We start from the raw sequence: 11,939 nt of genomic DNA on the forward strand, positions 1-11,939 counted from the left end.
GAGAACAAGAGCAAGACGCAATGGACACAAACAAGGATCGTGCCGATCGACGCCAACGGACCGGGATGGGAGTCGTCGGTGTCATTTTACGCGAAGATCGGTTTCTGTTGATCCGTCGCAGCAAAACGGTCACCGCGCCGGGATTCGTCTGTTTCGCTGGCGGCGGCGTCGAAGCGGGAGAGTCGGAACAGGACGCCTTGGTTCGCGAGATGCAAGAAGAACTGGCGATCGACATCGTCCCCACCCAACGGATCTGGGAGAGCGTTACGCGATGGGGGACCGAACTGGGATGGTGGTTGATCGAAGCGGCCCACGATTTGGATCCGGTTCCCAACCCAGCAGAGGTCGAAGAGATTTTCTGGCTCAAGCGAAGCGAGATCACTCCGCGGCGGGATCTGTTGGGCAGCATGCCCGATTTTTTAGGAGCCTGGCAGCAAGGGGCGTTCAAGCTGCCGATCGATTACTGATCGGTCGCCCCCGCGTGGGAACGACCTCGCGATGCGGCTACCTATTAATAGACGGGATCAGGTTTCCGATGTCGGCTGACCGGTTCCCAATTGGGCCAAGACTTGTAGCACTCCGTTGAGGTGTGCCATCCGCGGTCCAAAGCGATCGACAAATTCGTTGAGCATGAATTCGCCATCGACAAGATGCTCGGCATTGTCGAGCACTTCGACGGTCAGATTTTCCAGGAACTGGGTCTGCACGCGGCTGAGCGTTTCGGCGGCGCGGTGGCAGTGCTTTGATAGCAACGGGTTGGCATCTTTCCACTGTTGCAGTTCGTTGGAGCGTTGCTTTTGCATCGCAGCGGTCTGTTGCGTCATCTGTTCGAGCAACTGATTCTGCTTCTGTTGGCCGACGACCAGTTCTCGCAGCAGCTCGATCACCTGCTCGTCGCCATCGAACTGAGGGCTTGCCGGTGTGGGGGGCTCCGCCGAGACATCGATGCTAAAAATAGGCGATACCGGTCGGTGAGGATTGGACATCGTCGAGGCTCCAATGATTGCAAAAAATGAGGACTTTTCGAGTATAACCACGGCCTGTTAAAAATGTCGAGCATCTAGAAATGTTTATCAAATTGAAAGATTTGCGTTGCATGCCGGATCGAACGATAGCGCGATATAGACCCATCCAAGTTGGGTCGGGCGAGCCGGGAAAGCGGTCGCAATCGGGCCGATTGTAGGTTTGATAGCATCGGAAAATTCTCCGCTCGCATCGGTCAGCAAAGCTCAAGCGGTCGTAGGTGTCGTACCGATTGGAATGATTGCGGCGACTTTGCCGCGGCAATTGACGATGCAACATGAATGCCGCTGGAGGCACACGATCTTGGCGACCAAGAAAGACATCAACCTTGGTTTTTACCTGGTGCAAAACGACGAAACCGCAGGCTGGATGGGGGGCTATCTGGTCCTCAATTCCAGCGGCCGCCCGCTGGAGTTCCATTGTTCGTTGCCTCTGCGACCGACTCGCACCCAACAAATCCTCTACGGTCCCTCCTTGGGCGCCTATCTGGTCGGCGACCTGATCGGCAAGGCGCTGTTGGATCGTGCCAAGATGAAAACTCAGTTGGTCCTTGCCGACAACGTCGACGCGCTGCCGCTGGCTCGCCGCAGCGGGATCCCGTTCGCCTGCACCGAGGTCAGCAAGCGAGCGAACATCGACGATGTGATCGAGGTCGACGGATGGCAAGCGATCGCGTCGCCGGGGCAGCGCGACGATGTGATGGAGATCCTGCAGAAGTTACCCGCGACGTTCGATCTGAACGAACCGTTCGATCGAATTCGCGAAGCGTTCAGTGAAGCCCGCGGCACGTCCCGCGCCGCCGCCTAACGTTCCCACCACGAACCACTGCAAGGTACGCGTGAACCTACTCGCATTCTCCGATCGAGCTCCCGAAGACGACGAACCGGCTGTCCCTGCGCGCCCCGATCTGCGGATCGTTCTCGCCGAACCGAGCTGGTATGCCGACGAGGATCCCGAGGCGCCGAGCGTCGAATTGATCAGCGAACCGCTGGCCTTCGAGACGCCGAAGTTGCTGTCGGTCAAGTTGAACAATATCAAGATCAAGACGACCGGATTCGATTTCCCTGAATCGCCGATGTGGGGAAAGAAGTCGGAAGAGAAGATCGTCCGCAAGAAGGTTCAACCGGCCGACGAAATCGTTGTTCCGGAAGAGGATCCAGAGCCGAAGGCGAAGAAAAAGAAGTCGGCCACGCGGATCGAGCCGCCGTCGGATGTGATCAAGCTGCAGGACCGGTTGTACTATCTGTTGCAGCCGCCGATGGAATCGCTGGTCGGTTCGGGCGAGCTGAACTTTCCGTTTAAGCCTTTCCCGTATCAGTTCGATGGGATCGCGTTTCTGTTCCCCCGCTACGCCGCCGTGTTGGCCGACGAGATGGGGTTGGGCAAAACGATGCAGGCGATCAGCACGATCCGGTTCCTGTTGTGCTCGGGCGAAGCGAGCAGCATTCTGCTGGTCTGCCCCAAGCCGTTGGTTACCAACTGGCAGCGCGAGTTCAAACTCTGGGCTCCCGAGATTCCGGTGGGAATCGTCGAGGGAGATGCGGAGAAGCGGGCTTGGCAGTGGCGGCATCGGGCGACGCCAGTGAAGATCGCCAATTACGAATTGCTGATGCGCGATCGCGACGTCGTCACCGACCCCGAATTGAAATTTGATCTGGTCGCGTTGGACGAAGCTCAACGGATCAAGAACCGCAACAGCACGACCAGCAAGATCGTCCATGCGATCTCTCGCAAACGGTCGTGGGCGCTGACCGGAACGCCGATCGAAAACAGCCCCAACGATCTGGTCGGGATCTTCGAGTTTTTGTCGCCTGGATATCTGAACAACGACATGACGCCGTTGGCGTTGGGCAAAGCGACTCGCGACTTTGTCTTGCGACGCACCAAAGATAAAGTGCTCACCGACATGCCGCCGCGATTGTTCCGCGACGCCGAATTGGATCTCACACCCGAACAATGGGCGACCTATCAACAGGCCGAAGATAGCGGCGTGATCCAGTTGGAAGAGATGGGCAAATCGCTGACCGTCCAGCACGTCTTTGAACTCGTCCTGCGACTGAAACAGATCTGCAACTTCGACCCCGCCACTGGGACCAGCACCAAGATGGAACGCTTGGTCGCCGACATGGAAGAGGTGGCGGCGAGCGGACACAAGGCGATCGTCTTCAGCCAATGGGTCAAAAGTATCGACAAGATGCGGCCGGCGCTCGAACGCTTCGGGCCGCTGGAATATCACGGCAGGATCCCGCACAAAAAACGGGACGGCGTGATCGATCAATTCAAGAACGATCCCAGCAAGCATGTGATCTTGATGAGCTACGGAGCGGGAAGCGTGGGGCTGAACCTTCAGTTCTGCCGGTACGTCTTCCTGTTCGATCGTTGGTGGAATCCGGCGATCGAGGATCAAGCGATCAACCGCGCTCACCGGATTGGAGCAGCCGGGTCGGTGACGATCACGCGGATGCTGGCGATGAACACGATCGAACAACGGATCGCCGAAGTCCTGGACCAAAAGCGTGAGCTGTTCGAATCGGTCTTCTCCGACAGCGCCAGCCCCGGCACCGTCGGGCTCAGCCGCGACGACATCTTCGGCCTCTTCAAGCTCCGCACCCCCGAAGGGATCGTCAAAACGATCTAAAACTAATTCTGCTACCTAAGCAGCAGGATGATAGGAACTGGCAGAGCGAGGTTTGGCAGAATGATGGGGGCAGAATGATGGGGGCAGAATGATGGGGGAAGAATGATGGGGGAAGAATGATGGGGGAAGAATGATGGGGGCAGAATGATGGGGGCAGAATGATTACCTCGATAAAAATCATTCTGCCCCCATCATTCTGCCAATCTCCATTCCCAGCTAGCGCGAGTTCTGCGTGCAGTTCCTCTGCGTCGCTCCACGAGCCGTGGGAAACGACAATAGCGGTCTTCGCTGGCGGTGTTTAAACTGGTTGAGTTTCTCCCGTTCTCTACGCCAGCGAGCACCTTGATGGATACACGCGCAAATCGATTCCTGCCAATCTTCCTCCTGTTGGCAGGCTTTGGAGTTTCCAAAGCGACCGCTGCCGAACCGACTTGGACTCAGTTCCGCGGTGCCGATCGAGCGGGGATCGTCCCGGACGCAGCGCTGCCGGTGCAGTGGGATGCCAAGAAAAACATTCGCTGGCGGACCGAACTGCCGGGCGAAGGTTGGTCGTCGCCGGTGACCGACGGAAAACGGATCTATCTGACCGCGGCGATTCCCAGCGACAAAGCGGCGGCGGGGGAAGATGCTTCCAACGGCAGCTTCGATCTGTCGCTTCTGATCATCGATGCCGAGACGGGCGAGCTGCAGACGCAACAAACGTTGATTCATCAAACGGCGGAAGAGACTCAAAAGATCCACGCCAAAAATTCGCACGCCAGCCCGACCACGATCCTCGATGGCGACCGGCTCTATTCCCATTTCGGATTCCAGGGAACCGTCTGCACCGATTTGCAGGGCAAGACGCTGTGGATCAATCGCGACCTGAGCTTCAAGGCCATTCACGGTAACGGCGGATCGCCGGTGTTGGTTGACAATCGGTTGGTCTTCACTTGCGATGGTGCCAGCGAACCTTTCGTCGCAGCTTTGAAGACCGACACCGGCGAGTTGGCGTGGAAGTGCCCGCGGCCGGTCGAGGCGAAGAAGAAGTTCTCCTTTTGCACCCCTGCGGTGATCAAGGTCGACAGCAAACAACAAATCGTCGCACCGGGAAGTAATTGCGTTTTAGGAATCGATCCGGCCGATGGATCGATCCTTTGGCAAGTCGACTACGACGGCTATTCGGTGATTCCTCAACCGGTTTACGCCGGCGGCATCTTGATCGTCTGCACCAGCTACGACAAAGGAGGCCTGTTGGCGATCGACCCACGCGGTCGCGGGAACATCACCGAGACAAACGTGTTGTGGCAGCTGGACAAAGGAGCTCCCAAGACGCCGACGCCGCTGATGCAGTCGGGGCTGCTTTATATGATCAACGACGCGGGCGTTGCCTATTGCTTGGACGCCGCCAGTGGCGACCGGGTCTGGCAGAAACGGATCGGCGGACAATATTCCGCCTCGCCCCTGTTGGCCGACGGCAAGATCTACTTCACCAGCGAAGCGGGAGAGACGACGGTGATCCAGGCCAGTCGCGACTTCCAAGAGTTGGCGAGGAACGACCTCGGCGAGCGAACGCTGGCCAGTCTCGCTCCGTTGGATTCGTCGATCCTGCTGCGGACCGCCAAAGCGCTCTATCGCATCGAAACGCCGTGATTTGCACCGGCGAAGATGTCCTGATCGCGGGAACACCGGCCGAGGTCTTCCTGTGGTTGGATGATCCACAGCGGGTCCTGCAGTGGGTTCCGCAAATGATCGCCAACGCGCACCAAGAGGCGGCTGGCCAGCGGATCGGGACTCGGTTCCATCAACGGTTTCAATATAAGAACCGCGTCGTCGCAACATCGGGCGAGATCGTCGCCTTCCGCCAGGACCAATTGCTCGGCATGCAGATCGATCAAGGAGGGATGCGTGTGCGAGTCGATTACCGATTGGAGCCGGCGGGTGATCGGACGATCGTCAGGCAAGACGTTCAGCTGCACTTCCGCCCGCTGCTGCGAATCCCCACGCGGATGGTGGCTCCACTGATCCGTTGGATCGCTTGCAAGCGGATCCGCGGTAACTTGGGGCATCTGAAACGAGTCGTCGAACAGGCAGGAAACTCGTAGCGAGATTGGTCGCGTCGCCAGTTGCATTGCGTGTCGGCAGTGGCACGCTAGTGCAGCGTCAACACCAAAATCGAGGGTAGTGGACGAGGTCACGAGTCCTTTCGCGCCAGAGATTATGGGGACTCGTGACCTCGTCCACTATCATCAGTCCTAAAATCAAAGTTTGACGAACCGCTCGCTCGCTAACTGTTGTTGCGTTTGCTGCGCTGCGACTTCAGCTTGGTTACCCAGCTGGTCCACGATGCTGTTGATTCCTTGGGGGTGTCGAAGGCCTGAGCCTTCCCCTCCAGTTTGCGGCCGCGGGCGTCTCGCAAAATCTCGATCCCCTCGTCGACATATTTGTTGCAGCCCTTGCAATAGGTCGGCGGTTCGTTGACCGACTTTTGACAGTAGGGGCATCGGTAGCCGACGACTTGGCTCTCGGCGGCACGAAACAGTCCCCCCACATCTTGGGCATGGCACCAAGGGGAGTTCTCTTTACGACAAAGCGTCTCGCGCGTGACGACGCCTTGGCGAACCAGGTCGAGGAGTTCGCTGGGCCGCAGCGGCCCGAGTTCGGTTTCTGCGTCTTGTTGAATGAACCACTGGCTCATGCTGAAAACAACCCCTTTGTCCGACAGGCTGTTTGGCATACAACCAGCCTGCGATTGTGTCGATGAAATACTGCCCGTTTGTGTTTTACCACCACCAGTAGCATATCTAAGTTGCCCGGCGAATTATATCGAGCGCTGGGCGATGTGGATCATTAAGAGTAAATTAACAGCGGTGCAGCGGCCAACAAATTTAGTCCGCGATTTTGCCTTTGCGTCGATCGATTCCGTGAGCTCCGATTCCTATGCGATGTCCTTTCTGTCAACACGACAACGATCGAGTGCTCGACACTCGAGCCAACGAAGACGGATTTTCGGTGCGACGCCGCCGCTGCTGCAACAATTGTCGCCGGCGTTTTACGACCTACGAACGGGTCGAAGAGATCGGAATTCGCGTGATCAAAAAGGATCTGGTCCGAGAGCCTTTGAATCGCGAGAAGATTCGGGCGGGGATCGAAACCGCCTGCTGGAAGCGGCCGCCATCGCGCGAGCGGATCGATTCGGTGGTCGAAGGGATCGTCGCGGAGATTCACGGCCAGTTCGAGGACGAGGTCAGCAGCCGGCAGGTCGGCGAGATCGTCATGAAACATCTCGCTCCGCTGGACGCTGTCGCCTTCGTGCGATTCGCCAGCGTCTATCAAGAATTCGATAGTCTAAACGACTTCGTCAACGTCCTCTCGGGACGCCAGCAGGCCTCCAAGGCAAGCGAATAAAGCCGGCAGATCACTCCGCTAAAAACGGATTGATGTAATCCAGGGTATCGCCAAAGCTGATTCCCATCGCGCGAGCTGCGGCGACGGCGGAGCTGTCCGGCGGCACGCGGCGCAATTCTCCCACCGCTTCGGCGATCGTTACGCTGTCGATCTGCGGCGGCTGGTAGCAGACCATTTCGCCAAATCGTTTTTGGACCACCAATCGAACCGCGTGAACGCCCAACTGAGTTGCCAGCACGCGGTCGAAGTTTGTTGGTCCGCCACCCCGCTGCAGATGCCCAAGCACGACGTAGCGGACTTCCTGCTCGATCCGCTTGTTCAGCTGTTGCGAGATCTCGTTGCCGATGCCTCCCAGCAGAGTTTGGCGGTCGGTCTGCACCGATTCCCGGGTGACGACGGCGCCGCTGGGCAGTTCGGCCCCTTCGGCAACGACGACCAACGTGAAATTTTTTCCCATCCGACGTCGGTCATCGATCTTGGCGATGATCCCCTCATAGGACCACGGGATCTCGGGGATCAGGATCACGTCGCCGCCCCCCGCGATGCCGGCGTGCAAGGCGATCCAACCTGCATGCCGCCCCATCACTTCTAAGACCATCACGCGATCGTGGCTCGACGCGGTGGTGTGCAGCCGATCCAAAGCGTCGGTGGCGCAGTTGACGGCGCTATCGAATCCAAACGTAAACGCGGTGCAGGAGAGATCGTTGTCGATAGTTTTGGGGACGCCAACGACCGGCAATCCGGCGCGGTGCAGTTCCAAGGCGATCGAAAGCGACCCGTCGCCGCCGACGCAGATCAGTCCCTGCAGCTGCGTTTTTTGAAACGTCTGCCGCACAGCTTCGATCATCGGTTCGGGAAGCGACAGCTTCAGATCCTCCCCCACGGTCACTCCGAATCGACCGCGATTGGTCGAACCGAGGATGGTTCCCCCCAGCGTCAGGATCCCCGAGGTGTTTTGTGGCGTCAGCGAACGGCAGCGGATGGGATCGACCAAGCCTTCGAAACCACCCTCGAAACCGAGGGTTTCGTAGCCCATCCGGTAGGCCGATTTCACAACCCCTCGGATTACCGCGTTCAGGCCCGGGCAGTCGCCCCCCGCTGTTAAGATGCCGATCCGTGGACGGGTGGAATCAATTGTTGTGGCATCGAAGGCTGTCATGTCGCAATTCCTTAGTGTCCAGTTTGTTTTCCATTTGGCAGCTATTGTAACTCAATGCATGGAACTCGCCGACAGCCATCGCTTTCTTGGGTATCGACGATTGAAAAGCGAAACCGATTGTTATAATCGAGTTAAGAACGGGAGGGCTCGCAAGCAAATCAACCTCGGCGAGCGAATGCCATGAAACAGCAAGTCTTATCTCTATTGCTGATCGCGTCTACCGGCGGATTCGTCGGTTCCGGTTGTGCCCCCAGGGTGGCTCCCGGAGATCCTGAAGTCCCACGCAAAACTGTCTATACCCGAGCCGAGATCGACGCGTTAAAAGCTGAAGGCGTATCGGATCGGGAGCTGAAGAATATGGGGATCAAGGTGATCAAATGACGAACCGATCTGAGGGTGAAGTTTGGGAGCAGAGCTGCGTTGGGAGGCGACGGGGCTTTTGCCCTGCCCCGCGGTGTTGCCGCTTGGCGGGCAGTTCTTCGCGGCGTGCTTTCACTCTCGTCGAACTGTTGGTCGTCATCGCCGTGATCGGTGTCTTGGTCGGCCTGTTGTTGCCGGCGGTCCAATCGGTCCGCGAGGCGGCGCGGCGGATGCAATGTTCCAACAATTTGAAACAGCTGGGCCTGGCGGCGCACAATTATCACGATACCCATCGCTCATTTCCTTCGGGGTGGATCAACCCCAAGCCCTGGGATGCCGATCGCGATTGTTACGGTTGGGGTGCGTTGATCTTGCCCTTTGTCGAAGGGACCGCGGCGGCAAACGCGATCGATGCAGTCCGCGTTCCGTTTAATGCCGCGCTGAACGATTCGGAGAAGTTGCGGGTGATGCGGCAGAAGCAGGAGGTGTTCCGTTGTCCCAGCGACGTGGGGCCGATCGAATCGAGCGACGGGGATCGGAAGCCCGGTGGGGAATCGACGGCCGTTTCAAACTACGTCGGGGCGAACAACATCGGTTGGGCTGAAGCGAGCGACAGCGGAGCCGCCGGCGACGGTGGGCCAGGTCGCCACGGAATGTTTGTCGAGGACAAGGGGATCCGATTTCGCGACGTCCGCGATGGGACTTCCGCTGTGGTGTTGTTTGGCGAGCGGAGGTGGCAATACAACGATGTTCTCGACCGCACGGTCCAGGTGGCCGCTGCGGCATTGGTCTACGGCCGCGAAACAAACGGCAGCCTTTCTGCGGAAGCCAGCGCGGTGATCGGGTTGGGGATCGTGAGGATGAATTACGACGGAGCCAAGAGTGGCGATACCGGAGCGCGACGCAAAAAGACGGGCTTTTCCAGTCTGCATCCCGGCGGGGCGATGTTTGCGTTTGTCGACGGTAGCGTTCATTTCGTGGCGGACAGTATCGAATTCACTGTCAAACTGGAGACCGATCCGACCAGCCTTCACTACTTGGTCAACAACAACGAAGGGAACGGTCCGCCGGACGATGTCTATGAACGTTTGATCGCTCGCGACGACGGGCAGGTTCTGGGGCAGTATTAAAAGTTGCTTCGAGTGAGAAGGCGGGTTCTTCAACGCAGCGATTCGGGGTATCTATTAAGATGTTCCCGTTTTGGTTTCGAACCCCTGCAATTTGAGTCTACCTTCCATGACTTGGACGCTCACCGACGATATCGCTGAAAAAAATGCCGGCGTCTGGACCCTGCGCGGACCGCTGCAAGCTCCCGAAAATGGCTGGCAGATCGGTTGTGGCGAATCTTCGGAACTCGATCGCTTGTTAGCCCTCACCAGCTCCGTCGCGATGCCCGTTTTCCAAGAAGCCGACCGGCCTCTGGAGGACTTGGTCGCGCGGTATCGGCCAAGCGCCGAAGCTGGGATCAGCCTCGATATCCGCTATCAATTGCTGAACGTCTCCCCCTCTCGTTTGGTTTTGCAAGCGACGTATGCGATTCAAACCCGGGAGTTCGAGACGCATCCGTCGTTGCAGATTGCGATTCCCGGGCTGCCCGAAACCGAACTCGCCACGATCAATCGGGCACATGTCGGGGCGATGCATCTGGCCGTCCTGATGCAGCCGTGCGACCTGGCTCAAGCGCGTCGAGTCGACGCTCCGCAAGATGGCGGGATTCAGTTCTACGGCGACTTTATGGAACGCGGCGTGATTCGTAAGTGCCGTCTGCGGTTGATCCTTTCGCCGCTGAGCCAACAGGAATTGCAGGCCGAAGAGGAGTTTGAGGCGTTGATGCGGGAACCGTTGCCGTTGGTCTCATAGCAAACCCGTCGGTTCGGTCACCGGCAGCGTCGATGCAATTTGCGGCTTCACAAATTCGTCTCTCCCCGTCTGAATAGGCGTAGGGCATTTGACATGCCGCAGCGTCGCAATAGAATAGAAGCTGTGGAGGAAACACCGAGTTAGTGGCGAACCAGCGTTCGACTGCTCGTATTTCTGCCTCCGGTTGACTTTCAACCCCGACAGACCGGTCCTGATAGCCCCATTCTATTTCGGTTGGCTATCCGCTTTCGCCGGTTGTTGGAGGGGTACTTGTACCCATCTAATAACGCGAGAGCGAACAAATGACACAGTTGCTTGGTATCGGTATGCCCGGATTGCCCGAAATGATGATCATTTTGGTGATCCTGCTGGTTCTATTCGGCGGGGCAAAGCTACCCACCTTGATGCGAAATCTTGGCCGCAGTGCCAACGAATTCAAGCATGGACTCAACGATCCGGTCTCCGAAGATTCCGACAAGGATAAGCCTGCAGAGTAGGCGATCGACGTCGCTTGGGCGTCCTTAGCACGCTCTTGCTGCAAGCGTTGTTTCTTATCGGTGGCGGATTTCCGTCGCCGATCGTTCGTCCGCGCGAATCCTTCAAGTGATCGGAAGACGCATGTTTGGTCTGAGTCCGTTTGAATTAGTACTCTTTGGCGTTGTCGCCATTCTGCTTTTTGGCAGTAAATTGCCCGAGGTGGCTCGTTCCTTGGGGCAGAGTTATAACCAGTTCCGCCGTGGGCTGAGCGATCTGCAGGGGCAATTTAAGATCAGCGAATTCACCAACCCGAGTCCTACTCCAGCGACTAAGTTGGAAGACTACGACGAACCCGAATACAGCAAACCGGTAGCTCCGAAATTTACGCCGCCGCCGGCTAAGAGCCCAAGCGAAGAGTAGTCGCGGGAAAAGAACTGTCCCCAAGACATGCTCAAGTTCCCCGCCGGTTTTACCGATAAGGTAAGCGTTACGGGGTGGGTAGTTTTTGTCGCGAGTCGCCAGTTTTTGTCGAACTGGTTTGCTCCGGTTACCTCCAATTTGAAGTTGAGTGGATGGGACCGGGACTGCAATTGCTGGCATTCACTTCGGCGGTCGATGTCGCCTCGCAGGTCGGCAGCATGGCCCGCGGCGCCGTGGGAAATTTTGCTGATTTGGTTTCGCCACAGTCGTCCAGCGAAACCGCGGAATCCGCCACTGCAACTTCCGTTTCTCTCCCCGATCTGCTCGATCGGATTCATGCCGCGGTGACCGATCATCTCAAGCGTTTGGGCTTACCCGAACAGACACCGTTTCAGGTCGAAGTTCAGGGCGACGGCGATCTGCGCGTTCTGTCCGATTCCGGCAATCGTTTGGAGATCGAAGATGCGATTCTCAGCGACGATTTGTTGTCCGCAGAAATCCGACAATATGCCCGTCAGCAATCTCCATTTGGCGATTCGTATTCGGTCCACTGGCCGCCGCTGGAACCGTCGGAAATGCTGAACGGCTAACGCTTCGATAAAGCGACGCGTTGGC

General features: G+C 57.7%; 15 protein-coding genes. 12 read left to right on the plus strand and 3 right to left on the minus strand.

Annotation, left to right across the window (positions count from 1 at the left end; all coding sequences use genetic code 11):
• Nucleotides 1-20: 20 nt before the first annotated feature.
• Nucleotides 21-467 (plus strand): NUDIX domain-containing protein, encoded by a 447-nt coding sequence (locus tag CA51_RS03670; protein ID WP_145092063.1) that lies wholly within the window; start codon nucleotides 21-23, stop codon nucleotides 465-467.
• Between the two features lie 57 nt (nucleotides 468-524).
• On the opposite strand, the gene CA51_RS03675 is transcribed toward CA51_RS03670, so the two are convergent.
• Entirely contained in the window at nucleotides 525-986 is a 462-nt protein-coding gene (locus CA51_RS03675; RefSeq protein WP_145117900.1) for a hypothetical protein, read from the minus strand.
• Nucleotides 987-1,185: 199 nt separating this feature from the next.
• On the opposite strand from CA51_RS03675, the gene CA51_RS03680 reads away from it, so the two are divergent.
• The 4 genes from CA51_RS03680 to CA51_RS25630 all read left to right on the plus strand — a co-directional run bounded on the left by CA51_RS03680 (nucleotide 1,186) and on the right by CA51_RS25630 (nucleotide 5,745).
• Nucleotides 1,186-1,830 carry a hypothetical protein gene (locus tag CA51_RS03680; RefSeq protein ID WP_145117902.1) on the plus strand — a complete coding sequence of 215 codons (645 nt, stop codon included), beginning with the start codon at nucleotides 1,186-1,188 and terminating at the stop codon, nucleotides 1,828-1,830.
• 166 nt (nucleotides 1,831-1,996) lie between these two features.
• Nucleotides 1,997-3,661: a DEAD/DEAH box helicase gene (locus CA51_RS03685; RefSeq protein ID WP_391556911.1), complete on the plus strand. Its 1,665-nt coding sequence runs from the start codon at nucleotides 1,997-1,999 to the stop codon at nucleotides 3,659-3,661.
• Between the two features lie 345 nt (nucleotides 3,662-4,006).
• On the plus strand, nucleotides 4,007-5,293 hold the full coding sequence (locus tag CA51_RS03690) for a PQQ-binding-like beta-propeller repeat protein (protein WP_145117904.1): 1,287 nt from the start codon (nucleotides 4,007-4,009) through the stop codon (nucleotides 5,291-5,293).
• Nucleotides 5,290-5,745 carry an SRPBCC family protein gene (locus tag CA51_RS25630; protein ID WP_197451574.1) on the plus strand — a complete coding sequence of 152 codons (456 nt, stop codon included), beginning with the start codon at nucleotides 5,290-5,292 and terminating at the stop codon, nucleotides 5,743-5,745. Before CA51_RS03690 ends, CA51_RS25630 begins: the two co-directional genes overlap by 4 nt.
• A 182-nt stretch (nucleotides 5,746-5,927) precedes the next feature.
• Here the strand turns inward: CA51_RS25630 and CA51_RS03700 are convergent, their stop codons facing one another.
• The gene (locus tag CA51_RS03700) at nucleotides 5,928-6,377 is read right to left on the minus strand and encodes a DUF4339 domain-containing protein (protein WP_145117908.1); all 450 of its coding nucleotides are present in this window, start codon (nucleotides 6,375-6,377) and stop codon (nucleotides 5,928-5,930) included.
• A gap of 203 nt (nucleotides 6,378-6,580) precedes the next feature.
• On the opposite strand from CA51_RS03700, the gene nrdR reads away from it, so the two are divergent.
• On the plus strand, nucleotides 6,581-7,048 hold the full coding sequence (nrdR, locus tag CA51_RS03705) for a transcriptional regulator NrdR (protein WP_145117910.1): 468 nt from the start codon (nucleotides 6,581-6,583) through the stop codon (nucleotides 7,046-7,048).
• Nucleotides 7,049-7,058: 10 nt separating this feature from the next.
• On the opposite strand, the gene CA51_RS03710 is transcribed toward nrdR, so the two are convergent.
• Nucleotides 7,059-8,207: a 6-phosphofructokinase gene (locus CA51_RS03710; RefSeq protein WP_145117912.1), complete on the minus strand. Its 1,149-nt coding sequence runs from the start codon at nucleotides 8,205-8,207 to the stop codon at nucleotides 7,059-7,061.
• Nucleotides 8,208-8,387: 180 nt separating this feature from the next.
• Between CA51_RS03710 and CA51_RS03715 the strand changes: the two genes are divergently transcribed.
• The 6 genes from CA51_RS03715 to CA51_RS03740 all read left to right on the plus strand — a co-directional run bounded on the left by CA51_RS03715 (nucleotide 8,388) and on the right by CA51_RS03740 (nucleotide 11,914).
• Nucleotides 8,388-8,588 carry a hypothetical protein gene (locus tag CA51_RS03715; protein ID WP_145117914.1) on the plus strand — a complete coding sequence of 67 codons (201 nt, stop codon included), beginning with the start codon at nucleotides 8,388-8,390 and terminating at the stop codon, nucleotides 8,586-8,588.
• Nucleotides 8,589-8,671: 83 nt separating this feature from the next.
• Complete coding sequence (locus CA51_RS03720; RefSeq protein WP_197451575.1) at nucleotides 8,672-9,697, plus strand: DUF1559 domain-containing protein; 1,026 nt, start codon at nucleotides 8,672-8,674, stop codon at nucleotides 9,695-9,697.
• Between the two features lie 106 nt (nucleotides 9,698-9,803).
• On the plus strand, nucleotides 9,804-10,427 hold the full coding sequence (locus CA51_RS03725) for a hypothetical protein (protein WP_145117919.1): 624 nt from the start codon (nucleotides 9,804-9,806) through the stop codon (nucleotides 10,425-10,427).
• 302 nt (nucleotides 10,428-10,729) lie between these two features.
• Nucleotides 10,730-10,924, plus strand: a complete 195-nt coding sequence (locus CA51_RS03730; protein ID WP_231745985.1) for a Sec-independent protein translocase subunit TatA/TatB — start codon at nucleotides 10,730-10,732, stop codon at nucleotides 10,922-10,924.
• A gap of 121 nt (nucleotides 10,925-11,045) precedes the next feature.
• Complete coding sequence (locus CA51_RS03735; protein ID WP_145117921.1) at nucleotides 11,046-11,324, plus strand: Sec-independent protein translocase subunit TatA/TatB; 279 nt, start codon at nucleotides 11,046-11,048, stop codon at nucleotides 11,322-11,324.
• Between the two features lie 152 nt (nucleotides 11,325-11,476).
• The gene (locus CA51_RS03740; RefSeq protein ID WP_145117923.1) at nucleotides 11,477-11,914 is read left to right on the plus strand and encodes a hypothetical protein; all 438 of its coding nucleotides are present in this window, start codon (nucleotides 11,477-11,479) and stop codon (nucleotides 11,912-11,914) included.
• The last annotated feature ends 25 nt before the right edge of the window (nucleotides 11,915-11,939 follow it).

It is taken from the genome of Rosistilla oblonga, assembly GCF_007751715.1.
Classification (GTDB): domain Bacteria; phylum Planctomycetota; class Planctomycetia; order Pirellulales; family Pirellulaceae; genus Rosistilla; species Rosistilla oblonga.

What these genes read in the sequence shown, in the direction of transcription:
- nrdR (WP_145117910.1), top strand. Translation starts at nt 6,581, where the DNA reads ATGCGATGTCCTTTCTGTCAACACGACAACGATCGAGTGCTCGACACT.
- CA51_RS03700 (WP_145117908.1), bottom strand. Translation starts at nt 6,377, where the DNA reads ATGCCAAACAGCCTGTCGGACAAAGGGGTTGTTTTCAGCATGAGCCAG.
- CA51_RS03740 (WP_145117923.1), top strand. Translation starts at nt 11,477, where the DNA reads ATGGGACCGGGACTGCAATTGCTGGCATTCACTTCGGCGGTCGATGTC.
- CA51_RS03710 (WP_145117912.1), bottom strand. Translation starts at nt 8,207, where the DNA reads ATGACAGCCTTCGATGCCACAACAATTGATTCCACCCGTCCACGGATC.
- CA51_RS03730 (WP_231745985.1), top strand. Translation starts at nt 10,730, where the DNA reads ATGACACAGTTGCTTGGTATCGGTATGCCCGGATTGCCCGAAATGATG.
- CA51_RS03735 (WP_145117921.1), top strand. Translation starts at nt 11,046, where the DNA reads ATGTTTGGTCTGAGTCCGTTTGAATTAGTACTCTTTGGCGTTGTCGCC.
- CA51_RS03690 (WP_145117904.1), top strand. Translation starts at nt 4,007, where the DNA reads ATGGATACACGCGCAAATCGATTCCTGCCAATCTTCCTCCTGTTGGCA.
- CA51_RS03675 (WP_145117900.1), bottom strand. Translation starts at nt 986, where the DNA reads ATGTCCAATCCTCACCGACCGGTATCGCCTATTTTTAGCATCGATGTC.
- CA51_RS03670 (WP_145092063.1), top strand. Translation starts at nt 21, where the DNA reads ATGGACACAAACAAGGATCGTGCCGATCGACGCCAACGGACCGGGATG.
- CA51_RS03715 (WP_145117914.1), top strand. Translation starts at nt 8,388, where the DNA reads ATGAAACAGCAAGTCTTATCTCTATTGCTGATCGCGTCTACCGGCGGA.
- CA51_RS03725 (WP_145117919.1), top strand. Translation starts at nt 9,804, where the DNA reads ATGACTTGGACGCTCACCGACGATATCGCTGAAAAAAATGCCGGCGTC.